The 23914-nt window shown below is 67.1% G+C and carries 25 protein-coding genes; 22 read left to right on the top strand and 3 right to left on the bottom strand.

Going from position 1 to position 23914, the window contains the following annotated elements; translation table 11 throughout:
- Positions 1-105 precede the first annotated feature (105 nt).
- The 9 genes from DZC73_RS09060 to DZC73_RS09020 all read left to right on the top strand — a co-directional run bounded on the left by DZC73_RS09060 (position 106) and on the right by DZC73_RS09020 (position 11167).
- A complete protein-coding gene (locus DZC73_RS09060) occupies positions 106-903 on the top strand; it encodes a putative hydro-lyase (protein WP_161974543.1) in 798 nt (265 codons plus the stop codon).
- 31 nt (positions 904-934) lie between these two features.
- Positions 935-2206 carry an ABC transporter substrate-binding protein gene (locus tag DZC73_RS09055; RefSeq protein ID WP_124539901.1) on the top strand — a complete coding sequence of 424 codons (1272 nt, stop codon included), beginning with the start codon at positions 935-937 and terminating at the stop codon, positions 2204-2206.
- Between the two features lie 124 nt (positions 2207-2330).
- On the top strand, positions 2331-3197 hold the full coding sequence (locus DZC73_RS09050) for a branched-chain amino acid ABC transporter permease (protein ID WP_124539900.1): 867 nt from the start codon (positions 2331-2333) through the stop codon (positions 3195-3197).
- 26 nt (positions 3198-3223) lie between these two features.
- Positions 3224-4261: a branched-chain amino acid ABC transporter permease gene (locus tag DZC73_RS09045; protein ID WP_235835048.1), complete on the top strand. Its 1038-nt coding sequence runs from the start codon at positions 3224-3226 to the stop codon at positions 4259-4261.
- Complete coding sequence (locus tag DZC73_RS09040; RefSeq protein WP_124539899.1) at positions 4258-4971, top strand: ABC transporter ATP-binding protein; 714 nt, start codon at positions 4258-4260, stop codon at positions 4969-4971. The genes DZC73_RS09045 and DZC73_RS09040 overlap by 4 nt, the downstream gene beginning before the upstream one ends.
- A gap of 2 nt (positions 4972-4973) precedes the next feature.
- Positions 4974-5678: an ABC transporter ATP-binding protein gene (locus DZC73_RS09035; RefSeq protein ID WP_124540369.1), complete on the top strand. Its 705-nt coding sequence runs from the start codon at positions 4974-4976 to the stop codon at positions 5676-5678.
- A gap of 42 nt (positions 5679-5720) precedes the next feature.
- On the top strand, positions 5721-6707 hold the full coding sequence (locus tag DZC73_RS09030; protein WP_124539898.1) for a TRAP transporter substrate-binding protein: 987 nt from the start codon (positions 5721-5723) through the stop codon (positions 6705-6707).
- Positions 6708-6751: 44 nt separating this feature from the next.
- On the top strand, positions 6752-10360 hold the full coding sequence (locus DZC73_RS09025) for a hydantoinase B/oxoprolinase family protein (protein ID WP_124539897.1): 3609 nt from the start codon (positions 6752-6754) through the stop codon (positions 10358-10360).
- Between the two features lie 12 nt (positions 10361-10372).
- Positions 10373-11167, top strand: coding sequence for a hypothetical protein (locus DZC73_RS09020; protein WP_198414812.1), 795 nt, complete (start codon positions 10373-10375; stop codon positions 11165-11167).
- On the opposite strand, the gene DZC73_RS09015 is transcribed toward DZC73_RS09020, so the two are convergent.
- Positions 11156-11968, bottom strand: a complete 813-nt coding sequence (locus DZC73_RS09015) for a helix-turn-helix domain-containing protein (protein WP_328589488.1) — start codon at positions 11966-11968, stop codon at positions 11156-11158. The two genes, DZC73_RS09020 and DZC73_RS09015, sit on opposite strands and share 12 nt — an antisense overlap.
- Positions 11969-12088: 120 nt before the next feature.
- Between DZC73_RS09015 and DZC73_RS09010 the strand changes: the two genes are divergently transcribed.
- Positions 12089-12475 carry a nuclear transport factor 2 family protein gene (locus tag DZC73_RS09010; protein ID WP_161974513.1) on the top strand — a complete coding sequence of 129 codons (387 nt, stop codon included), beginning with the start codon at positions 12089-12091 and terminating at the stop codon, positions 12473-12475.
- Positions 12476-12761: 286 nt separating this feature from the next.
- The gene (locus DZC73_RS09005) at positions 12762-14513 is read left to right on the top strand and encodes a carbohydrate-binding protein (RefSeq protein WP_161974512.1); all 1752 of its coding nucleotides are present in this window, start codon (positions 12762-12764) and stop codon (positions 14511-14513) included.
- Between the two features lie 88 nt (positions 14514-14601).
- On the opposite strand, the gene DZC73_RS09000 is transcribed toward DZC73_RS09005, so the two are convergent.
- The gene (locus tag DZC73_RS09000; RefSeq protein WP_198414811.1) at positions 14602-14814 is read right to left on the bottom strand and encodes a zf-HC2 domain-containing protein; all 213 of its coding nucleotides are present in this window, start codon (positions 14812-14814) and stop codon (positions 14602-14604) included.
- A gap of 13 nt (positions 14815-14827) precedes the next feature.
- Positions 14828-15379 carry a sigma-70 family RNA polymerase sigma factor gene (locus tag DZC73_RS08995; RefSeq protein WP_124539893.1) on the bottom strand — a complete coding sequence of 184 codons (552 nt, stop codon included), beginning with the start codon at positions 15377-15379 and terminating at the stop codon, positions 14828-14830.
- Between the two features lie 119 nt (positions 15380-15498).
- On the opposite strand from DZC73_RS08995, the gene DZC73_RS08990 reads away from it, so the two are divergent.
- From DZC73_RS08990 to DZC73_RS08940, 11 genes are all read left to right on the top strand, one after another.
- Positions 15499-15774: a BufA1 family periplasmic bufferin-type metallophore gene (locus tag DZC73_RS08990; RefSeq protein ID WP_124539892.1), complete on the top strand. Its 276-nt coding sequence runs from the start codon at positions 15499-15501 to the stop codon at positions 15772-15774.
- Between the two features lie 15 nt (positions 15775-15789).
- Complete coding sequence (gene bufB / locus DZC73_RS08985; protein WP_124539891.1) at positions 15790-16650, top strand: MNIO family bufferin maturase; 861 nt, start codon at positions 15790-15792, stop codon at positions 16648-16650.
- Positions 16647-17438 carry an HvfC/BufC N-terminal domain-containing protein gene (locus tag DZC73_RS08980; protein WP_124539890.1) on the top strand — a complete coding sequence of 264 codons (792 nt, stop codon included), beginning with the start codon at positions 16647-16649 and terminating at the stop codon, positions 17436-17438. The genes bufB and DZC73_RS08980 overlap by 4 nt, the downstream gene beginning before the upstream one ends.
- A gap of 26 nt (positions 17439-17464) precedes the next feature.
- Positions 17465-17977, top strand: a complete 513-nt coding sequence (locus DZC73_RS08975; protein ID WP_124539889.1) for a DoxX family protein — start codon at positions 17465-17467, stop codon at positions 17975-17977.
- Positions 17978-18018: 41 nt separating this feature from the next.
- Positions 18019-18738: a DUF3047 domain-containing protein gene (locus DZC73_RS08970; protein WP_161974511.1), complete on the top strand. Its 720-nt coding sequence runs from the start codon at positions 18019-18021 to the stop codon at positions 18736-18738.
- Positions 18739-18907: 169 nt separating this feature from the next.
- Complete coding sequence (locus tag DZC73_RS08965) at positions 18908-19924, top strand: ABC transporter substrate-binding protein (RefSeq protein ID WP_124539887.1); 1017 nt, start codon at positions 18908-18910, stop codon at positions 19922-19924.
- A gap of 7 nt (positions 19925-19931) precedes the next feature.
- On the top strand, positions 19932-20891 hold the full coding sequence (locus tag DZC73_RS08960; protein WP_124539886.1) for an ABC transporter permease: 960 nt from the start codon (positions 19932-19934) through the stop codon (positions 20889-20891).
- Between the two features lie 10 nt (positions 20892-20901).
- On the top strand, positions 20902-21810 hold the full coding sequence (locus tag DZC73_RS08955; RefSeq protein ID WP_198414810.1) for an ABC transporter ATP-binding protein: 909 nt from the start codon (positions 20902-20904) through the stop codon (positions 21808-21810).
- A gap of 3 nt (positions 21811-21813) precedes the next feature.
- Positions 21814-22308: a nickel-responsive transcriptional regulator NikR gene (nikR, locus tag DZC73_RS08950; protein WP_124539884.1), complete on the top strand. Its 495-nt coding sequence runs from the start codon at positions 21814-21816 to the stop codon at positions 22306-22308.
- Between the two features lie 35 nt (positions 22309-22343).
- Positions 22344-23117 carry a TorF family putative porin gene (locus DZC73_RS08945; RefSeq protein WP_124539883.1) on the top strand — a complete coding sequence of 258 codons (774 nt, stop codon included), beginning with the start codon at positions 22344-22346 and terminating at the stop codon, positions 23115-23117.
- A 5-nt stretch (positions 23118-23122) separates the two neighbouring features.
- On the top strand, positions 23123-23908 hold the full coding sequence (locus DZC73_RS08940; RefSeq protein WP_124539882.1) for an urea amidolyase associated protein UAAP1: 786 nt from the start codon (positions 23123-23125) through the stop codon (positions 23906-23908).
- The last annotated feature ends 6 nt before the right edge of the window (positions 23909-23914 follow it).

Below are 23914 nucleotides of genomic sequence, written 5' to 3'. Positions count from 1 at the left end.
AAAAATTTCCCGTTTGCTGCTGCGCTGCGACGACCAACACAATCCGTTTCACGTCATCAGACAGTCATCTTTCGGGGCAACGAATTGAACGCAGCAGTCCACGCCATCCGCGATGAAGAAGTGACCGTGAGCAAGGTCGACATCGCCCGCGCCGCGATCCGTGCAGGCACCTTCTCGGGGCACACCAGCGGCATCGCTCGAGACCATGTGCAAGGCAACATCGTCATCCTGCCGCAGTCGCTGGCCTCTGATTTCCTGCGCTTCTGCCAGCGCAATCCCAAGCCCTGTCCGGTGCTCGCGGTGTCCGAGCCGGGCGACCCGATGCTCCCCAAGCTGGGGCGTGACATCGACATCCGCACCGACGTGCCCCGTTATCGGGTGTGGCGCCGCGGCGAGCTGATCGACGAGTCCACCGACATCCGCAAGCTGTGGCGCGACGACCTGGTCACGTTCGTGATCGGCTGCTCGTTTTCGTTCGAGCAGGCGCTGCTGGATGCCGGCCTGTCGCTGCGCCACATCGACCAGAACCGCAACGTCGCGATGTACCGCACCAACATCCAGACGGAACCGGCCGGCCCTTTCCATGGCCCGATGGTGGTGTCCATGCGTCCGCTGCGTGCGGCCGACGCCATCCGCGCCATCCAGGTCACTTCGCGCTTCCCCGACGTGCACGGCGCGCCGGTGCACATCGGCGACCCGAGCCTCATCGGCATCAAGGAACTCTCGCTGCCCGACTACGGCGATGCGGTGGAAGTGATGCGCGACGAGCTGCCCCTCTTCTGGGCCTGCGGTGTGACGCCGCAAGCCGCCATCACCCAGGCCCGGCCGGAGTTCTGCATCACGCATGCGCCGGGCGCCATGCTCATCACCGACCTGCTGAACCACCAGCTGGCGGCCTTCTGAATCTTTTCGACAGCAACCACAGGAGAACACCATGCGCAGAACCTTCGTCAAGGCGATCATCGGCGCCAGCATCGCGATGGCTTTCCACGCAACAGCTTCGGCCCAGACGCAGGAAGTGCGCATCGGCGTCATCTACCCCCTGACCGGCCCGTCCGCGTCGGTGGGTGGCGAGCTGAAGAACGCGCTGGAGATGGCCGCCGACATCATCAACAACGGCGCGAAGGTGCGCGACCTGCCCTTCGCTGCGGGCGGCGGCCTGCCGGGGCTCAAGGGCGCGAAGATCAAGCTGGTGTTCGCCGACCACCAGGGCAACCCGCAGGTGGGCGCCACCGAAGCCGAGCGCCTGATCACGCAGGAAAAAGTGGTGGCCATCGTCGGCTCCTACAACAGCGCCGTGACGCTGACGGCCAGCCAGATGGCCGAGCGCTACAAGATTCCGTTCCTGAACCCGGAGTCGTCGTCCGCATCGCTCACGCAGCGTGGCTTCAAGTACTTCTTCCGCACCACGCCGCATGACGACCTCTTCGTGCACAACGCCTTCGACTTCCTGAAGGAGCTGCAGGAGAAGAAGGGCGTGAAGATCGGCCCCATCGCCACCTTCAACGAGAACGGCCTGTGGGGCACCGAGACCACCAAGCTGCAGGCCAAGCTGGCACCGGAAAAGGGCTACACGCTGGCCAAGCAGATCCTCTACCCGGCCAAGACCACGCAGCTCACCTCCGAGGTGCAGACGCTGAAGGCCGCGAACCCCTCGCTGGTGATGCAGTCGTCCTACACGCCAGACGCCATCCTCTCGATGAAGACGTACAAGGAGCTGGGCTTCTCGCCGGACATGATCCTCGCGAACAACGCCGGCTTCACCGACACCGAGTTCATCAAGACGCTGGGCAAGGACGCGGAATACGTCATCACGCGCGAGGTGTGGGCGCTGGACCTGGCCAACCGCAATCCGCTGATCAAGGAAGTGAACGAGCTGTTCAACAGCCGCTACAAGATCAACTTCACCGGCAACTCGTCGCGCACCTTCACCGGCCTGATGGTGATGGCTGACGCGATCAACCGCGCGAAGTCGACGGAGCCCGAAGCCATCCGCAAGGCGCTGACCGAAACCAACATCACGGCCGACCACCTCATCATGCCCTGGAAGGGCGTGAAATTCGACGAGAACGGCCAGAACGTGCTGGGCCGCGGCATCCTCGTGCAGATCGTGGACGGCAAGTACAACACCGTGTGGCCCTTCAACATGGCCAGCCGCGAAGTCACCTGGCCCATGCCCAAGTGGGACCAGCGCAAATCACAGTGACTGCAGTGATCTGACTCATCGCGCCTCCTGAGGGCGCACGGTGACAAACCAGCCCGGCCGCCTGGCCGGGCCCGGGCGGAGCCTTGCCGGCGTCACTCAAGGTCGATGAGCACAAGAGGTGGACATGACACAAGACATACTTTTGCAGACCCTCGCATCGGGCATCCTGATCGGACTGATCTATGCCCTGGTGGCGGTGGGCCTCACGCTGATCTTCGGCGTGATGGAGATCACCAACTTCTCGCACGGCGAGTTCCTGATGCTGGGCATGTACTCGGCGTTCTGGATGTTCGCGCTGTGGCACTGGGACCCGATCGTCACGCTGCCGATCTCGGCCATCGGCCTGTTCGTGGTGGGCGCGGCGATGTACCGGCTGGTCATCAAGCGCATCATCGGCGCGGCGCCGATCTCGCAGATCTTCACGACCTTCGGCCTGATGATTTTGCTGCGCGGCGTGGCGCAGTTCCTGTGGAAGGCCGACTACCGCGCCATCGACAAGTCCAGCGTGTCGGGCAGCCTCTCGCTGTTGGGCGTGCAGCTTGGAACGCCGCAACTGGCCGCTGGCGTGGGCGCGGTGCTCACCACGGTGGCGGTGTATCTCTTCCTCAGCAAGACCCGCGCTGGCGCGGCGCTGGAAGCCACGGCGGCCGACCGTGAAGCCGCCCAGCTCATGGGCATCGACTCGCAGCGCATGTTCACGCTGGCCTGGGGCATCGGCGCGGCCTGTGCCGGCGTGGCCGGTGCGCTGCTGGCCACCTTCTTCCCGATCTTTCCCGAGGTCGGCGCGAACTTCATCCTCATCGCCTTCGTCGTGGTGAACCTGGGCGGCTTCGGCAGCGTGGCCGGCGCCTTCTGGGCGGGCCTCATCGTCGGCGTGGTGGAGGTGATGGGCGGGCTGCTGCTCGGACCGCAATTCAAGATGGCCGTCGTGCTCGCACTCTTCCTCGCGATGCTGATCTGGCGCCCCCAAGGCCTCATGGGCAAGACATGAAGCCGGCCACCAAGGAATCACCTGACATGAACACCATCACCATGGCGGCCAAGGCGCGCGAGGACGCTGCCGGCCGACCCTTCCTGAACCGCAGCCTGGTGCTCGGCGCCATCGCCGGCGTGGCACTGCTCGCGCTGCCGCATTTCGTCGACAGCCCCTCGCACCAGAACCTGCTGATCCTCATCCTCATGGCCGCGCAGCTGGGCGTGGCGTGGAACATCCTGGGCGGCTTCGCCGGCCAGGTCTCGCTCGGGCACGTCGCGTTCTTCGGCATCGGCGCCTACACCTCGACCATGCTGCTGATGAACTTCGGGCTCAACCCGTGGATCGGCGCACTGGTCGGCGGCGTGGTGTCGGTGGCGGTGGGCACCGTGATCGGCTGGCCCTGCTTCCGGCTCAAGGGCCACTACTTCACGATGGCGACCATCGCGGTGGCCGAGCTGATCCAGATCCTGTTCAACAACTGGGACCTCGCGGGCTCGGCGGTGGGCCTGACCATCCCGATGGACAAGCAGGGCATCGGCACGATGATCTTCGCGTCCAAGGTGCCGTACTACTACCTGGCACTGGGGTTGCTCGCCATCAGCCTGGGCGTGAACTTCTGGATCTCCAGGAGCTTCCTGGGCTACTACTTCCGCGCCATCAAGGACGAGCCCGATGCGGCACGCAGCCTGGGCGTGAGCCTCACGAAGTACAAGCTGGTCGCGCTGGGCTTCTCCACCTTCCTCGCGGCACTGGGCGGCAGCCTCTATGCGCAGAAGGAGCTGTACATCGACCCGAACTCGGTGCTGCACACGGGGCTGTCCATCAAGATGGCGCTGGTGTCCATCCTGGGTGGCGTGGGCTCGTTGTTCGGCCCGGTGGTGGGGGCCACGGCCTTCACGCTGATCGAGGAAGGCTCGCGCATCGCCTTCGGCGGCACGGGACGCGGCACGGACATGATCGTGCAGGCCGTGATCATCATCGCGATCGCCGTCTACAAGCCGAGCGGCCTGCTGGGCTGGGGCAAGGAACTCTGGTCGCGGTTTGCGCGCCGCAGCAGCAAGGGGGAGGGCCAGGCATGAGCACCCTGCTTGAAGTCAAGAACGTCACCAAGCGCTTCGGCGGCCTCGTGGCCAACGACGACGTGTCCTTCAGCGTGGGCCGCGGACAGATCGTCGGCCTGATCGGACCGAACGGCGCGGGCAAGACCACGATGTTCAACTGCGTGGCCGGCTACTTCGCGCCAACGCAAGGCGAGATCCTGCTCGACGGCCAGGCCGTGCATGGCCTGCCGCCGGAGCGCTGCGCGCAGGTCGGCATCGGCCGCACCTTCCAGGTGGCGCGCACCTTCACCAGCATGACCGCCTGCGAGAACGTGATGGTGGGCGCGCTCATGCTCAGCCGCAACACGGCGATCGCGCGGTCCAAGGCCATGGAGCTGCTGGAGTTCGTGGGCCTTGCGCGCCACGCCGACCGCGCCGCCGGCACGCTCACCGTGAGCGAGCAGCGTCGCCTGGCCGTGGCGCGTGCCCTGGCGCTGAAGCCCAAGCTGCTGCTGATGGATGAAGTGATGGCGGGCCTCAACCCGACCGAGGTTCGCGAGGCGGTGGACGTGGTGCTGAAGATCCGCGGGCAAGGCATCTCCTGCCTGATCGTCGAGCACGTGCTCGAAGGAATCATGCCGATTGCCGACCGCATCGTGGTGCTGGACTACGGCAAGAAGATCGCCGATGGCACGCCTGCGCAAGTCTCGCAGGACGAGCGCGTGATCGCAGCCTACCTGGGGGAATGACGATGTTGAACGTGAGCGGACTCAAGGTGAGCTACGGCGGCGTGCTGGCAGTGTCCAAGGTGGACATCGAGGTCGCCAAGGGACAGATCGTGGCGCTGGTGGGCGGCAACGGCAACGGCAAGTCGACCACGCTGCGCGCGGTGGCGGGCCTGAACCAGGCGGACCAGGGCGACATCGTCTTCGAGGGCCAATCGCTCAAGGGACTGCCGGCGCACGAGCGCGTGGGCCTGGGCCTGTCGCTGGTGCCCGAGGGCCGGCGCCTGTTCCCGCGCCTGACGGTGCAGCGCAACCTGGAGCTGGGTGCCTACACGCGGCGCGACAAGCACGAGGTGGCCGAGACGCTGGACCGCGTGTACGGCTGGTTTCCCATCCTCAAGGAACGGCGCACGCAGCTGGCGGGCACGATGAGCGGCGGCGAGCAGCAGATGCTGGCCATCGGCCGCGGCCTCATGGCCCGGCCCCGGCTGCTGATGCTCGACGAGCCCTCGTGGGGCATTGCGCCGAAGTTCGTGACGAAGGTGCTGGACACCATCCAGCACATCAATGAACAGGGCGTCTCCATCCTGCTGGTGGAGCAGAACCTGCACAAGGCATTGGCGATTGCACATCACGGCTACGTGATCCAGACCGGACGGATCGTGATGCAGGGAAGCGGCCGCGAGCTGCTGGAAAGCGAAGACATCAAGAAGGCTTATCTGGGACTGTGAACTCGAACCGGTTTGTGGACTTGTTGGTGAAAGGACACGACGATGAGTACGCTGATCACGCGCCGCAGCTTTGCTGCGGCCACCCTGGGGGGACTGCTGCTGCCACAGGCAAAGGCGCTGAGTTCTTGGAAGCTGGCCACGGGCTACCGGGCCGAATCCTTCCACACGCAGAACATCAGCACGCTGGCACGCGAGGTGGGGGTGGCCACCCAGGGATCCTTCGTCATCGACATCCATCCCAACAACACGCTGGCCAAGCTCAACGACATCCGCTCGGCGGTGGAGTCGGGCAAGGCGCAGGCGGGCGAGTCCATCCTCACCAGCATGACGGGCGAGATTCCGCTGGCAGGGGCCGACTCGGTGCCCTTCATCGTGAGCAGCTATGCGGATGCCAGGCGCATGTGGAAGCACCAGCGCCCCATGCTGGAGAAGCACTTCCAGGAGCGCGGGCTGGTGCTGCTGTACGCGGTGCCGTGGCCGCCGCAGGGTTTGTATTCGAGCAAGCCGGTGACGGGCATCGCCGACTTCAAGGGCACGCGCATGCGCACCTACAACTCGACGACGGCGCGCATCGCCGCGCTCATGCAGGCGCAGGGCGTGGACGTGCCGATGGTCGAGGTGGGCAAGGCCTTCGCCGAGGGGCGGGTGGACAACATGATCACCTCGGCCGTCACGGGCGTCGAGAACAAGGTGTGGAGCCACGTGAAGTACTTCTATGAGATCAACGCGTGGTTCCCGAAGAACGTGGTGTTCGCCAACGCGAAGGCCATGGCCGAGCTGGAGCCGCTGGCGCGCGACGCCCTGCTGCGCGCGGCCAGCGCCGCCGAGCAGCGCGGCTGGGAAACCAGCGAGCGGCTGGCCTTCGAATCGGTGGAGGAACTGCGCCGCAACGGCATGAAGATCGAGCGCGTGCCGCGCGACTTCAACATCGACCTGAAACGGATGGGCGAACGCTTCTCGCTGGAATGGGTGCGCCAGGTGGGCCCCGAGGCGAACGGCGTGTTCATCCCTTATTTCACCCAGGCATAGAGAGTGCGCCATGGGCTACTACATCTTCTGACTGAAAGAACGACATGCAAGAGACCCCTCGCAGCGCGGACCGTTGGCAGTTCTGGATCGACCGCGGCGGCACGTTCACCGACATCGTGGCCAAGCGGCCGGATGGCTCGCTCACCACGCACAAGCTGCTGTCGGAGAACCCTGAGCAGTACCGCGATGCGGCCGTGGCCGGCATCCGCCACCTGCTGGGGCTCCAGCGGGGCGAGGCCATCACGCCCGAGCTGGTGGAGTGCGTGAAGATGGGCACGACGGTGGCCACCAATGCGCTGCTGGAGCGCAAGGGCGAGCCCACGCTGCTGGTGACGACGCAGGGTTTCCGCGACGCGCTGCGCATCGCCTATCAGGACCGTCCGCGCATCTTCGACTGCAACATCCAGCTGCCCGAGTTGCTGTACTCGCGCGTGATCGAGGCGAAGGAGCGCGTGGGTGCCGATGGCGAAGTGGTGCAGCCGCTGGACCAGGCGCACCTGCGTTCCGAGCTGAAGGCCGCCTTTGATGCGGGCATCCGCAGCGTGGCCATCGTCTTCATGCACGGCTACCGCTTCACCGAGCATGAGCTCGCCGCCAAGCGCATCGCCGGCGAGATCGGCTTCCCGCAGATCAGCGTGTCGCATGAAGTGAGTCCGCTGATGAAGCTGGTGAGCCGCGGCGACACGACGGTGGTGGATGCCTACCTCTCGCCCATCCTGCGCCGCTACGTGGAGCAGGTGTCCAGCGAGATGCCGGGTGTGAAGCTGTTCTTCATGCAGTCCTCCGGCGGCCTCACCGATGCGCGCTCCTTCCAGGGCAAGGACGCGATCCTGTCCGGCCCGGCGGGCGGCATCGTGGGCATGGTGCGCACGGCGCAACTGGCCGACTTCGGCCATGTCATCGGCTTCGACATGGGCGGCACGTCCACCGACGTGAGCCACTTCGCCGGCGAGTTCGAGCGCGCCTTCGAGACGCAGGTGGCCGGCGTGCGCATGCGTGCGCCGATGATGAGCATCCACACCGTGGCGGCCGGCGGCGGCTCCATCCTCAGCTTCGACGGTGCGCGGTTCCGTGCCGGCCCCGAGAGTGCCGGTGCCAATCCCGGCCCGGCCAGCTACCGCCGCGGCGGGCCGCTGGCGGTGACCGATGCGAACGTGATGGTCGGCAAGATCCAGCCGCGCTACTTCCCGAAGGTGTTCGGGCCGGCGGCCGACGAGTCGCTGGACCGCGAGGTGGTGGTGAAGAAGTTCACCGAGATGGCCAACGCCATCGAAAAGTCCACCGGCACGAAGCGCGCGCCCGAGGAAGTGGCCGAAGGCTTCATCGACATTGCCGTGGGCGCGATGGCCAATGCCATCAAGAAGATCTCGGTGGCGCGCGGCTACGACGTGACGCGCTACACCTTGCAGACCTTCGGCGGCGCCGGCGGCCAGCATGCCTGCCGCGTGGCCGATGCGCTGGGCATGAACCGCGTGTTCGCGCACCCGCTGGCCGGCGTGCTGTCGGCCTACGGCATGGGCCTGGCCGACCAGAACGTGATCCGCGAGGCAGCGATCGAGCAGCCCTTGTCGTCGTCGCTGGCGGCCGTGGCGGCGCGCCTGGACGTGCTCGCCGCCGACGCGCAAGGCGAGCTCAACCGCCAGGGTGTGACCGGCGGACAGGTGGTGGTGCACCGCCGCGTGCACCTTCGCTACGAAGGCACCGATTCCGCGCTGGTCGTGCCCTTTGGCACGGCGGGGCAGATCCAGCAGTCCTTCGAGGACGCCTACCGCCAGCGCTTCGCCTTCCTGATGAGCGAGCGCCGCCTGATCGTCGAGGCCGTGTCGGTGGAGGCCGTGGGCGCGGGCGATGCGCCGGCCGAGCCGCGCGTGGCGGTGGGGGCCGAAGCCAAGGCGCCGGTCGCCGAGACGGTGCAGATGTTCAGCAACGGCCGCTGGTGGGATGCCGCGCTCATCGTGCGCGAACAGGCCAAGCCCGGCCAGTTCATCGACGGCCCGGCCATCATCGCGGAGAAGAACGCCACCACCGTGGTCGAACCCGGCTGGCGCGCGCGCGTCACCGACCTCGACCACCTCGTGCTCGACCGCGTGCAGCCGCGCGAGGCCCGCAAGGCCATCGGCACCTCGGTGGACCCGGTGATGCTGGAGGTCTTCAACAACCTCTTCATGAACATCGCCGAGCAGATGGGCCTGCAGCTGCAGAACACCGCCTACTCGGTGAACATCAAGGAACGGCTGGACTTCTCCTGCGCGCTCTTCGATGCCGAGGGCAACCTCATCGCCAACGCACCGCACATGCCGGTGCACCTGGGCTCGATGAGCGAATCTATCCGCACGGTGATCAACGGCAATGCCGGCCAGATGTCGCCGGGCGACGTGTTCGTGCTCAATGATCCGTACCACGGCGGCACGCACCTGCCGGACGTGACGGTGGTCACGCCGGTGTTCGACGACAAGGGCGACAAGATCCTCTTCTACGTCGGCTCGCGCGGCCACCATGCCGACATCGGCGGCACGACGCCGGGCTCCATGCCGCCGTTCTCCACGCGCATCGAGGAAGAGGGCGTGCAGATCGACAACGTGAAGCTGGTGTCGCGCGGACGCTTGCTGGAGCAGGAGATGCTCGCGCTGCTGCGCAGCGGCGAACATCCTTCGCGCAATCCGGAGCAGAACATCGCCGACCTGAAGGCCCAGATCGCGGCCAACGAGAAGGGCGTTCAGGAGCTGCGCAAGATGGTCGCGCAGTTCGGGCTCGATGTCGTGCAGGCGTACATGCGCCACGTCCAGGACAACGCGGAAGAGTCGGTGCGCCGCGTCATTACAAAGCTCAGGGATGGCAGCTTCACGCTGCCGCTGGACAACGGCGCGCGCATCCACGTGGACATCCAGGTGGACGCCGCCGGCCGCAGCGCGGTCATCGACTTCACCGGCACATCGGCGCAACTGACCAACAACTTCAACGCGCCCAAGGCGGTGTGCATGGCGGCGGTGCTGTACGTGTTCCGCACGCTGGTGAACGACGACATCCCGCTGAACGCGGGCTGCCTGAAGCCGCTGAAGGTCATCGTGCCCGAAGGCTCCATGCTCAACCCGCGCCCGCCGGCCTCGGTGGTGGCGGGCAACGTGGAGACCTCCACCTGCATCACCAACGCGCTGTACGGCGCGCTGGGCGTCATGTCGGCCGGCCAGTGCACGATGAACAACTTCACCTTCGGCAACGACAGGCACCAGTACTACGAGACCATCTCCGGCGGATCGGGCGCCGGCCCTGACTTCGACGGCACGAGCGTGGTGCAGACCCACATGACCAACTCGCGCCTCACCGATCCGGAAGTGCTGGAGTTCCGCTTCCCGGTGCGCCTGGACAGCTACGAGATCCGCAAGGGTTCGGGCGGCGCGGGCAAGCACCGCGGCGGCGACGGCGGCATCCGGCGCGTGCGCTTCCTGGAGAAGATGACGGCGTCGATCCTGTCCAACGGGCGGCACAGCGGTGCCTTCGGCGTGGCGGGGGGGCAGCCGGGGCAGCCGGGCGTGAACAAGGTGGAGCGTGCGGATGGCCGCGTGGAGGTGCTGGACCACATCGGCTCGACCGAGATGGAGCCGGGCGACGTGTTCGTGATCGAGACGCCGGGAGGTGGCGGCTACGGGGCGTGATCCAATTCCCCGATGCCCATGCTGCTGCTCAAGCTCGCCCTCGTGGCCTTCGTCGTCCTCGGTGCGTCGCTTGTTTCCAGGCGCTTCGGCCACGGTGTGGCCGGCACCTTGTCCGGCATGCCGATGATCGCGGGGCCCATCATGGGCTTCGTGCTGATGCAGTCGTCGGCCGAACACGGCCGCGACATCGCACTCGCCACACTGGTCGCCTTTCCGGCGATGGTGGCGCACATGGTGGTGTTCGCGCGGGCGTCTGGGCGCATCGGCTGGCCGGGCTCGCTCGTCGCGGCCAACCTCGCGTTCCTCACGCTGGGCGCGCTGCTGATCTGGCTGCACCTGCCGGCCTGGGCGGCCGGCCTGCTGGCGGTGGTGTCGCCGCTGGCCGGCATGCGCCTGATGCCGGCGCACCGCCATGAGCGGACGGCGCTGACCATTCCGCGCATCGAGCTGGCCTTGCGCGTGGCCGCGGCAATGGCCTTGGCGGCCGCGCTCATCTTCAGCGCGTCGGCCTTTCCCGCAGCGGTGAGCGGGCTGCTGCTGGCGCTGCCCATCACCGGCAACGTGCTGCCCTGCTTCACGCTGTCGCGGCATGGGCCGGACGCGACGATCGAGTTGCTGCGCGGCTTCGTGCAGGGCATGTTCGGCTTCGTCACCTTCTTCGTGGTGCTGGTCGTGATGCTGCCGGTGCTGGGGACGCTGCAGTCCTATGTGCTGGCCTGGCTGGCGGCCTTGCTCCTGGCGCAAGTGGCCTATGCCATTCATGCGCGACCGGCGCAGGCCGCGGGCGAGCCGTCCTCAGTCCTCTAGGACGATCCGCCGCACCGCTTGCGCCGTCGCCTCGTCCGCCGGCAGGAAGCTTTCCACTGCCAGCTCTGACAAGGTGATGTCCGCCACCGAGCCGAACACCGCGCTCGTGGTGAAGAAGCTGAGCAGGCCTTCGTCCGATTCGAGCTGGAAGGGCGCGACGATGCCCGTGTGCTCGCCATCCATGCGCTGCGTCTGACGCGCGGCCGGCAGCGGGTAGCGGCGAAGTTCCTCGAGCATGTCGGCGAGCACCGGGTCATGGCTGGCCTGCAATTGCTGGGCGAGCCGCAGGGCATGGTTCTCGCGCACCTGCGAAAGGTTGGCGATGCGCGGCGCCAGGCCCTCGGGGTGATGGCACAGGCGCATCACGTTGGGCGATGCGAGCAAGGAGGGCGAGCCGCCGGACAGCACGCGCTGGGTGGCGACGTTGCTGGCTACCACGTTCCAGTGCCGGTCCATCGCCATGGCGGGGAAGGGCGACTGCGCATCGAGCAGGCGCTGCACGGACCTCATTGCATCAGCGAGCGCGGGATCATCCAGCGAACGTTCGCGGTACATCGGCGCAAAGCCGGCGGCCACCAGCCAGGCATTGCGTTCGCGCATGGGAACGCTCAGACAGTGCGCCAGCCGCAGCACCATCTCGCGGCTGGGCGAGGCGCGGCCCGTCTCCACGAAGCTCAGGTGCCGTGCCGACACGCCGGCCTGCAGTGAGAGGTCGAGCTGCGTGAGCCGACGCTGGCCGCGCCATTGGCGCAGCGCGTGGCCGAAGGAGGGAAGCGGTGTGGACATCGGCGTGGTGTGCATGGGCCGCATCGTAGACAGGACGCTGCGCCCATCGCATTACCTGCGAGGTCATCGACGCGATCGATGCAGCGCCAGACCATGCCGGCCGTGCGACTTGCACACCTCTTTCAGGAGACCACGATGACATTCACCGCTGCGCTCGCCGCCGCCACACTCGCCACCGCCGCTTGCACCGACCCCAGCCTGCTTCGACTGGTGGACGACTACGTCACCTTGCACGACACGCCGTCCATCGAAGGCATCGAGCGCCTGTTCACGCCGCGCTTCGTGGTTCAGGGGCCGAACTTGTCGGGAGAACCAACGACGACCGAAGGCTACCTGGCCTTCCTTCAATCCTTGAAAGGCTTGCGCTTCAGGAAGGCGCCGGGCACCGAGGTCGCGGTGGACGACGAAGGGCACCTCGTCCTGCACTTCGTCGTGACCCAGGGGGACAAGACTTTGGCTCGTGGTGTCGACACGATCACGCTCGAAGACGGCAAGATCAGCCGGGTCGTTGGCGTGTATTGAGCGCCCACGATGGCCGTCGTGAGATCGTGAGTTGGCGTCAAATTGGTATTAAATAGGTAACTACTGGTACTCTAGTGGTTATGCCGAATACATGATTGGTCTGGTTCCTGAGACAGTTCAGGCACCAGACGTGGAAGATGCCGTACACGGGACACAGCCCGGGAGCCGCGCCCTGAAAGCGGGCGTCGGGGGCAGGAGGAGTCCTCTTCCAGTGCAGTTCGTCTGGCCGAGCGGCCCGATGTTTCGGGCCGTACCTGCCAATCGTTTCTGCCACGGAGATGGCTACATGACCCCTCTACCGCGCCGCTACCGCCTGCAGCTGCTCGCCGCACTGTCGGCGGCCATCGTCACTGCCTCGGCCTATGCCGCCTACCCCGCATGGGCGCCCGACACCTTCTACAGGGCCGGCACCGTCGTGTCCTACAACGGGCATGACTACCGCGCGCTCGTCGACCAGACCGACTACGCCAGCACGGGCTGGAACCCGACCAACACCAGCCTGTGGACCGACCTCGGCTCCAGCACCAATCCGCCCGCTCCGGCTCCGGCCCCCGCGCCGAGCCCGGCCCCTGCGCCCACTCCGGCGCCCGCACCGGCTCCCGCCCCGGCGCCTGCGCCCGCGCCGGCACCTGCCCCGGGCTGCCAGCCGGCCTGGGCTGCCGCCACCGCCTACACGCAAGGCCAGCAAGCCAGCGTCAACGGCGTGAACTACAAGGCCAACTGGTGGACGCAGGGCCAGAACCCTTCGACCAACAACGGCCCGACCGGCAGCGGCCAGCCCTGGACGCAGGTCAACACCTGCGCCCCGGCGCCGGCTCCCGCCCCCGCACCTGCGCCGGCCCCTGCGCCCGCGCCGGCTCCCGCACCTGCCCCGGCTCCCGCTCCGGCGCCTGCCCCCGCACCGGCGCCTGCTCCGGCCCCTGGCCTGCCCCCGGGCGCGCTCAAGGCCAACCAGGCAGGCCGCGTCTTCGTCGGCTACTACCCGACCTGGAGCGACAACTGGTTCGACGCCACGGGCAAGTCGGCCTCCGAGGTCTACAACCTCAGCAAGTTCGCCCGCGTGCCGGCCAACTACTCGCACGTGATGGTGGCCTTCGCCGACCCGAACTTCTCGTGGGGCGGCATCGCCAGCAACAGCTGGTCGGGCACGGGCATCTCCTTCAACGGCCGTCCGTCGGACATCAAGGCCGCGATCGACGTGCTGCACCAGCGCAACATCAAGGTCATCCTGGCCGTGGGCGGCGTGAACTACGGCAACTGGACGGCGCTGGCGGCTGAAGGCCAGGCCGGCAGCGGGCCGATCACCAACGCCTTCGCCCAGGCGCTGCGCGACCTCGGCATCGACGGCCTGGACGTCGACTACGAAGCCGATGCCGACGTGGACCGCTACGCCAACGCCACCAAGGCGCTGCGCCGCGCGGTGGATGCCGCCGGCGGCGGTCGCGTGCTCACCATGGCCGCATGGTCGACCGGTGCGGACTGCATCGCCGCCACCAGCGCCGATCCGCAGTGTGCCGGCCGCTCCTCGTACTGGGGCGGCAACGCCGGCCGCGAGCGCCTGCTGGCCACCCGCTACCCGGCGGTGGCTGCGGGCCTGGACATGGTCAACGTGATGTCCTATGACGCCCGCTTCGAGCACTACGACGGCGTGCGTGCATGGAACGACTACCGTGCCCTGTTCGCGTCCAAGACCATCGTGTCGATCGGCCTGGAGACCTCGCCGGAAGGCTGGTCGGGTGCCAACCTGGTGGTCAACGACGCCGACGCCCAGTGCGACGGCTCGAAGAACCTGCAGGACCAGTACGGCGCCACGCTGAACCTGCCGTACTCGGTGAACCGCTACACCAGCGCGGTGGCATCGAGCACGCAGGCCAACCGCAACGCCCGTGACGGCGCCATGCTGTGGAGCATCCTGAAGACGGCCAACGGCAACTGCGGCTCGGCGGCGCTCGCGTCGCCCGGCACCATCGGCAAGAAGCTGACGCAGACGCTGGGGGTGGTGGATGATCCGCTGATGCAAGGGGCGGATTGGAAGTAGTAGCGGCCCCCAAGTCGCTGGCGCTCCTGCCCCCGGGGGGCGCCTCCCTGCGGACCGGCAAAGCCGGATCCGCGGGGCACAAGGGCTGTCAATCGTCCGAGTAATTGCGCCAGGCGCCCATCGCCTGGCTCATGAAGTTCACTTGTTTCTGGAACTCCACGCAGTTGTCGCAGATGCGCAGGTGCGTGCTCAGCAGCAGGCGGTCCCACCGGCCGAGCGGGCGCTCCTGCATGTCGGAGATGAGCCGTGAAACCTCTCGGCAACTGCGCTTGAGCAGCTTCTTCTTCAGCGTGGTGTACATCGTGGGACAGTGCTCAATGACTGGGTACGAACCATTTCGCCTGCAGGCATTCGCGCAGTCGCAAACGCGCGCGGTGCAGCAGTACCCACAGGTTGGTCGACGACACCCCCATTTCCTTGCATATTTCTTCGGCCTCCAGTTCCAGCCACTCGCGCATCATGAAGACGCGGGCCTGGTTCGCTGGCAGGTTCTCGACGCAAGCCTGCAGCACCTCGAAGAACTGGCGCTGCTGCAGCGATGACTCGGGGCTGTGCCAGGTCACCTCCCGGTCGCGGAAGTGCCCGTCGGGCGCGAAGACCAGGTCTTCCAGGCCGGAGTCGTCGTCAGGCGACGAGGCCACCTCCCGGGTGTGCCGGCGCAGTTGGTCGATCAGCTTGTGCTTGAGGATGCCCACCAGCCAGGTCTTGAGCTGGGAGCCTCCGGCAAAGGCCTGGGGTTTCTCCAGGGCAGCGAGCAGGGTGTCCGACACTGCGTCCTCGGCCCATGCGTCGTTGCGCAGTTGCGCACGGGCGAAACGCATGAGCTGGGGTCGCAAATCCTCCACCTGGCGGGCAAAATCGCTCATTCCTTGATCTTTTTTCGGTTGGGCCGCGCACCGCAGTGTAAGGATGCGCGTTGACCCGCGACAGATGCTCGTCGATTTTTGACACTCTCACCTGACCAACCCACCTGGAGCTTTCGTCCATGAACCAACGTCTGATCGCTACTTCCGCCCTCGCTTCCGTGCTGGCCATGGGCCTGCTGTCCACCGCTTCGGCGGCCGACGAGAAGGGCAAGGAGAAGTGCTACGGCATCGCCAAGGCCGGCCAGAACGACTGCGCCAACCTCTCGGGCACCCATTCCTGCGCCGGCCAGAACAAGGTCGACAACGGCACCGACGAATGGAAGTACGTGGCCAAGGGTACCTGCACCAAGCTCGGCGGCAAGAGCGCCGACGAGGTCAAGGGCGCCAAGAAGTAAGAGACTGCAAGGCCGATGTCCGACTCCCTGGTGCGCGCGGGCATCGGCCTGCGCCACCCGCACTACGCCGAAGTCATCGAGCGCACGCCGCCGCTGGGCTTCGTCGAGGTTCACTCCGAGAACTTCTTCGCCGACGGCGGCGCCGCACTCGCGGTGCTGCACGACGCGCGCGAACGCTACGAGGTGAGCCTGCATGGCGTGGGACTCGGGCTCGGCTCCGCGGCGGGGCTGGACCCGTGGCACCTGGACCGGCTCGCGGCCCTGGTGGATCGCATCCAGCCCGTCCGCGTGTCCGACCACGCCTGCTTCTGCCGGGCGCCGCGCGGCAAGAGCGCGGGCGCGGTGCATGCGAACGACCTGCTGCCCATCGCCTTCACGCCGGCGTCGCTGGACATCCTGTGTGCCAACGTCTCGCAGGTGCAGGAGCGGCTCAAGCGGCCCATCCTGGTCGAGAACCTCTCGGCCTACCTGTCCTTCGCGGACGACAGCATTCCCGAGCCGGCCTTCTTCGCGGACCTCGCGCGGCGAACCGGCTGCGGCATGCTGCTGGACGTCAACAACCTCATGGTCAATGCGCTGAATGTGCGCGAGGCGGATCCGGTGGCGGCGTGCCGTGCGTTCATCGATGCCTTGCCGGACGGCATGGCGCAGGAGATCCACCTCGCCGGATTCTCGGGCTCGCTGGACGATGGCAGCATCGTCATCGACGACCACGGCAGCCGCGTCCGGCCCGAGGTATGGGAGGTCTACCGGCATGCGGTGAAGCGCTTCGGCGCGGTGCCGACGCTGATCGAGTGGGACACGGATATTCCCGCGTTGCAGGTGCTGCTTGAACAGTCGGCTCGTGCCGATGCCTTGATGCAGGAGTCGACGTGAGCAGCGGCGCCCGGGAAGCCGAAGCGAAGCGTCAGGCAGCGCTCGTGACAGGCATCCTGTCGCGCGACGCCGACGCTTCCACGCTCCCGACCCGCGAGTCCGGCGCCCGTGCGCTGCGCGGGTTGCAGGCCTATCGCGTTAATGCCCACGCGTCTGCCGAGCGGGCGCTGGGTGCGGCATTTCCCACCGTGCGCCAGTTGATCGGCGAGGAAGACTTCGATCGCTTCGCGCAGCTGCATTGGCGTGACGAACCCCCGGCGCGCGGCGACCTGGCTGAATGGGGCGCGGCGTTCGCGGCATGGCTCTCGTCTCAGCAGCCGCTGCGCGAGTGGCCCTACCTGGGCGACTGCGCGAAGCTGGACTGGGCGATGCACCGCTGCGAACGGGCAGCCGATGCGGACTTCGACGCCAGCTCCGCAACGCGGCTGGGCGATACCGATCCGTCGCGTCTGGCCGTGGTGCTCATGCCGGGGCTGGCCGTCATCGAATCGCGCTGGCCCATCGCCATCATCCACCGCGCGCATCACGACGCGGGCTTCTCCTTCGACGAGGTCCGCGACGCCATCGCCCGCGAGCAGGCCGAATCGGTGATCGTCTCGCGCCGCGGCTGGAAGGCGGTGCACGCCACCGTGGACGACGCCACCGCCCAGTGGACCCGGCAACTCCTCGAAGGCTGCGACCTCGCCACCGCCTTGTCCCAAGCCGGCGATGGTTTCGACTTCACCGCCTGGCTCACGCTCGCCATCTCGTCGAATTGGCTGAAAGAATTTCGCGTGCTCGGCGACTGATGCTCATCTCATCTGGAGGAGCTCACATGAACACCACCTCGAACTCGCTGATCGCCAAGCTCTGGTCCCTGTCCGAGCGCGGCATCGCGGGCCTCAACGCATTGCAGCCGCTCGCGCAACTGCTGGCGCGGCTTTACATCGCGCAGGTCTTCTTCCAATCGGGCCTGACCAAGATCCACGACTTCGACACCACCATCGCCCTGTTCATGGACGAATACCACGTCCCGCTGCTGAACCCGACGGTGGCCGCCTACATGGGCACCACCGCGGAGCTGTGCCTGCCCGTGCTGCTGGTGCTGGGCCTGGGTGGGCGCTTTGCCGCGGCAGGCCTGTTCATCCTGAATGCCGTGGCGGTGCTCAGCCTCATGGACGTGGCGCCGGCCGCCTTCCAGCAGCACATGTTCTGGGGCAGCCTGCTGGCCGCCTTGCTGCTGTGGGGGCCGGGCAAGTGGTCGGTGGACCGCTTCACCACGCCGTGGCTGCGCTCGCGCATCTGCGGCGGCGCACACGACACGACCGCTTACTCGCGCACGGCCTGAGGCGCACGGCGTCTCGCATGCGGCTGCACCACAATGGCCGCATGCGCATTCTCGGCCTGCTCATCCACTCGCTGCTGATCTTCTCAGCCCTCGCCGCCGAAGCGGCGACCCTGCAACCCTTCGCCGGCACGGGCAGCGAGCCGGCTGCGCCGTGGCGCGTGGTGGGCCTGCCCAAGCAAACCAAGCCCTTCACCCGCTTCTCGGTGGTGTCGCTGGACGGGCATCAGGCCCTGCGCGTGGAGGCTGAACACTCCTACGGCAACCTGGTACATCCGCTGAGCCTCGCGCAGCCGCCGCATCACCTGGCGTGGGACTGGCGCGTCGAAGAGCCCATCCCCGCCGCGGACATCCACACCCGCTCGGGCGAGGACATCGCGATGAAGGTCTGCGCGCTGTGGGACATGCCCATCGACCAGGTGCCCTTCATCGAGCGGCAACTGCTGCGCGTCGCGCGCTCCCAGGCCGGCGAGGCCTTGCCGGCCGCGACCGTCTGCTACATCTGGGACCCGCACCTTCCCATCGGCACGGAGGCGACCAGCCCGTTCACGGGGCGTGTGCGCTACATCGTGCTGCGCGGGCCCGACGAAGCACTGCACCACTGGGTGCACGAGCGGCGCGACATCGCCACGGACTTCCTCAGGCTCTTCGGCAACGAGAGCCACGACCTGCCGGCGCTGGTTGGCATTGCGGTGGGGGCAGATTCGGACAACACGAAGAGCCACAGCCTGGGGCATGCGGCGCAGGTTCAGCTGGAGCCGTGAGGCGGTGCGCGCCGCCCTGTTCTGAGGCGCATCGCACCACGATGCTGCCTTCCGCTGCGATGCGTGCCTGGGCGCTCCATGGGTCAAGGTTGTTGGCACACATCGTGCAATCGTCTCGCTGGGCAGTAATACTTTTTGACGGATTCGTACCACCAGCGAGAGGTCGACCATGGCTCTACATCCTTCCCGGCGGACAGTGCTCCGCCTCCTGTCCCGACTGACGTTGTCGGTCTGCGCCATCACCGCGAGTGCCGCCGCATGGGCTGCCGAGCCGCTTCGCATCGGCTACAGCGACTGGCCCGGCTGGGTGGCCTGGCAGGTCGCGATCGAGAAAGGGTGGTTCAAGGAAGCCGGTGTCGAGGTCCGCTTCGACTGGTTCGACTATTCGGCCTCGATGGATGCCTTCACCGCCGGCAAGCTGGACGCAGTGCTGATGACCAACGGCGACACGCTGGTCACGGGCGCGGGAGGGGCCAAGGGCGTGATGGTGCTCGTCACCGACTACTCCAACGGCAACGACATGATCATCGCCAAGCCGGGCATCAAGAGCCTGGCCGACCTCAAGGGCAAGAAGGTCGCCGTCGAGACCGGTCTGGTCGAGCACCTGCTGCTGCGGGCTGGCATGAAGCGGCTGGGCATGAAGCCCGGCGACATCGAGATCGTCAATGCCAAGACCAATGAACTGCCGCAGGTGTTTGCCAGCCCCGACATCGCGGCGGTCGGCGCCTGGCAGCCGATCGCCGGGCAGGCATTGAAGGCGGTGCCGGGGTCGAAGGCAGTGCAGACCTCGGCCGAGGAGCCCGGGCTGATCTACGACGTGCTCGCGGTCAACCCTGCCAGCCTCAACGCGCGCCGCGCGGACTGGCAGAAGGTGGTGAAGCTCTGGGACCGCGTGGTCGCCTACGTCGACGACCCGAAGACCCAGCCCGATGCGGTGAGGATCATGGCCGCCCGCTCAGGCGTGAGCCCCGCCGAGTACCTGCCGCTGCTCAAGGGCACGCGCCTGCTCACGCTCGACGAAGGCCGCAAGGTGTACGAGAAGGGCAATGACTACAAGTCGCTCTACGGATCGACCGAGGTCGCGAACACCTTCAACTGGTACAACAAGGTGTACAGCTTCAGCCAGAAGGTCGACAGCTACATCGACCCCTCGCTCACCACCTCGGCGCTCGCCGCAGCGAAGTGAGCGGCAGATGAACCGTGCGTTGCGTGCGCTGGTGGCCTGGGTCCGCCGGCCGGTCGCCGCATTCACCATCGGCTCATTCGCCGTGCCGCTGCTGCTGTGGTGCCTGGTGAGCTACGTGCCCTTCGTGTGGCATCCGATGGTGCGTGTGCAGTCGGCCGGCGCGGTGGATTACTTCCAGCCCGGCATGCTGGTGGCGCGTGCCGACTTCGACCGCGAGGCGGCCGAGGCACGCGACGCCGGCAAGCCGATGCCCTCGGGTGAGGCGGCCAACCCCGTGTACCTGCCGGCACCGCACGAAGTGCTGGGAGCCCTGCACACTGCCTTCACCAGCGCGCCCGAGCAACGTGACGGGCCCTGGCTGCACGAGAGCCTGTGGCACAGCATCCGCATCATCTTCTGGGGCTTCGTGATCTCGTCGCTGATCGGCCTGCCGCTGGGCATCGGGGCGGGTGCATACCCGGCGCTCGGCCGCCTGAGCGAGCCCTTCATCGAGTTCTTCCGTTACCTGCCGGCACCTGCCTTCGGCGCGCTGGCCGTTGCGGTGCTGGGCATCTATGACTCACCCAAGATCGCGATCATCGTCATCGGAACCTTCTTCCAGCAGGTGCTGATCATCGCCAACACCACCCGCAAGCTGGAAGCCACGCTGGTCGAAGCGGGCCGCACGCTGGGCGCTCGCGGCTGGAAGCTGATCCGCAGCGTGGTGCTGCCCGGCATCCTGCCCGACCTCTACCGCGACCAGCGCATCCTGCTCGGCTGGGCCTGGACCTACCTCATCGTCGCCGAGTTGATCGGCACCAGCTCAGGCATCACCTTCTTCATCACGCAGCAGGCGCGCTACCAGCACTTCGACAAGGTCTACGCCGCGATCGTCATCATCGGCGTGATCGGCTTCGGCAGCGACCTGGTGCTGGAGCGGCTGAGTCGCGCGCTCTTCCCCTGGGACCGAGGCGGAAGGAAGGATTGAGATGTCACGCATGAACGCCACACCGCCGCTGTACCTGCAGCAACGACCCGAAGTCGCCGAGCGATTCCAGCGGCTGTACCAACGCGAGGTCGTGCTGGAGACGCGCGGCCTCGGCAAGGTCTATCGTGGGCCGAACGGCGAGACCGAAGCCCTGCGTGACATCGACGTGCGGGTGCACCGCCGCGAGTTCGTCTGCGTGATCGGGCCCTCGGGGTGCGGCAAATCCACCTTGATCCGCATCCTGGCTGGCCTGGAGAAGGCGAGCTCGGGCCAGGTGCTGCTCGACGGCGCGCCGGTGGCCGGCCCCGGCAGGGACCGCGGCATGGTGTTCCAGGGCTACTCGCTCTTTCCCTGGCTCACGGTCAAGCGCAACGTGATGTTCGGCCCGCTGATGGCAGGCAGCTCGCGCACCATGGCCGAGAGCCGCGCGCGCGAATGGCTGGAGCTCGTGGGCCTGACGAAGTTCGCCGACGCCTTTCCGCACCAGCTGTCGGGCGGCATGAGGCAGCGGGTGGCGATCGCCCGGGCGCTGGCCAACGAACCGCGCATCCTGCTGATGGACGAGCCCTTCGGGGCGCTCGATGCGCAGACGCGGGCAAAGATGCAGAAGCACCTGCTCGACATCTGGCGCAACGTCGACATCACCGTGCTGTTCATCACGCACGACCTTGACGAGGCCGTGTATCTGGCCGACCGCATCCTGGTCCTCAAGGCGCACCCCGGCGAAGTGCAGGAAGTGATCGAGGTCCCGGTGCCCAGGCCTCGTTTGGCCGAACAGTGCGCCGGCGCCGAGTTCATGGCCACCAAGGCGCGCCTGGAGCAGCTGATCCATCCGCCGAACGCGCAGGCGCAGGACGAAGAAGACGACGACGCGGCGCCCATGCTGCGCCTCACCGACGTGACCGACAACATCGAGTAGCCGATGAAGCACGACAACAAGGAAGACAAGGCCGGCGTCGGACGCATCAGCGTCTCGTTGCCCGCCGCACTGCTGGAGGACCTGGATCGGCTGGTGATCCAGCGCGGCTACAACAGTCGCTCCCAGGCCATCGCAGAGGTGGTGCACGCGCAGGTCGTGGACTCGCGCAATGCGCTCGATGACGACGTGATGGTGGGCACCATCACCTTGCACTACGACCGCTCGGTGCGTGGGCTGCAGACGCGGCTGGCCGACCTGCAGTACCAGCACATCGACGAGGTGATCAGCTCGCTGCATGTGCAGCTGAGCCAGGCGCAGGTGCTGGAGGTCCTGCTGGTGCAGGGCCGGGGCAGCCGCCTGCAGGAGATCGCCCAGCGCATGCTCACCTGTCGCGGCGTGCTGGGCGGCCGCCTGCAAGTCCACGCGGCGGCCATGCCGCCGGTGCAAACGCCCGCTACCCGTTCCAGGACGACCCGCACGCAGAAGCGGGTGAAGTAATCGAATCACATCCAACCCACCCGACGAGGAAGACCATGCAGACCAAGACCCTCCTGCTGCCGCTCGCGTTGCTGTCGGCCACCGCCGCGATGGCGCAGAGCGCCGGCCCCGAACCCGAATACTCGCTGACCTTCAATGTGGGCGCCGTGTCCGACTACCGCGTGCGTGGCATCGCCCAGACCTCGTACAAGCCCGCCATCCAGGGGGGCGCCGATTTCGCGCACAAGTCGGGTTTCTATGCCGGCACCTTTGCCTCCAACGTGAAGTGGGTGAAGGAGTTCAACCTCGCCACCAAAGGCAGCTGGGAGCTGGACCTGTACGGCGGTTTCCGCGACGCCATCACATCAAACGTCTCCTACGACGTGGGCGTGATCACCTACCGCTATCCGGGCAACAACTCCGGCGACGCTGGCACGCCCGGCGCGGGCTTGTTCGGCAAGGCGGACACCACGGAGGTGTACGGCTCGATGACCTACAAGATGTTCACGCTCAAGTACAACCGCAGTGTCAGCAACTTCCTTGGCAACCTCGACAGCCACGGTAGCCAGTACCTGGACTTGAGCGCCTCCTTCGACCTGGGCAACGGCTTCACGCTCACGCCGCACGTGGGCCACCAGTGGATACCCCACCAGGCACTGCCGGCCAACTACACCGACGCCTCGCTCACGCTGGCCAAGGACTTCGGCAGCGGCCTCACAGGCACCGCCGCGCTGATGAGCACCAACGCCGATCGCAGCTTCTACACCGACTCCAACGCCCGATTCCTGGGACGCGGAGCCGCGGTGTTGGGCGTGAAGTACACGTTCTGAGCGCCATGAGCGAACTGCTTGCCACGCTGCCACCGCTGGCGCGCGCCGCGGTGCCGGCGCATTCCACCGGCTTCGACACGGCGCTCGTGCTGTGGGAGGAAGACCTGCCCGGCGGCTGCCACTGGTCGGGCGTGCTTCGGCGCGGCAGCACGCTGCGGCTCGTGGACGTTGAAGGGCGCGCCAACGTCAGCGCGCTGTTCCACAACCACGAGCGGCCCGTAGAGCGCTACAACATGCCCGACACGCTCAAAGCGCAGCACACGGCGCACCTCGCGGCCGGCTGCGTCTGCTACTCGGACATGGGCCGTGTGCTGTGCTCGATCGCGGAAGACACCTGCGGCTGGCACGACCCGCTGTGCGGCGCGCTCGACGCGGCCACGATGCAGTCGAAGTACGGCAGCGCCGACTACCAGACGCATCGCAACGCCATGCACCGCGCCGGCCGCGAGGGGCTGCTGGTCGAGCTCTCGAAATGGGGGCTCGGCCGGGGCGACATGGCAACGCCGCTCAACCTCTTCAGCAAGGCGGTGGCCGATGGCGATGGTCGCCTGCACTTCGAGGCCGGGCACCGCCGCGCAGGCCAGCACGTGGACCTGCGCTTCGAGATGGACGTGCTGGTGGCCTTGTCGGCTGCGCCGCATCCGCTGGACCCGTCGCCGCGCTATGCGCCGGGCCCCGTGAAGCTGGTGGCGTGGCACTCGGGAACGGCCGGTGCCGACGACCCGTGCCGCCTGCGCTGCCCCGAGAACGACCGCGGCTTCGTCAACACCGAACGCTACTTCCTCCGATGAGGACCG

This window comes from Rhizobacter terrae (assembly GCF_003852895.1).
Classification (GTDB): Bacteria; Pseudomonadota; Gammaproteobacteria; order Burkholderiales; family Burkholderiaceae_C; genus Albitalea; species Albitalea terrae.
This window is presented reverse-complemented; position numbering and strand designations above follow the sequence as displayed.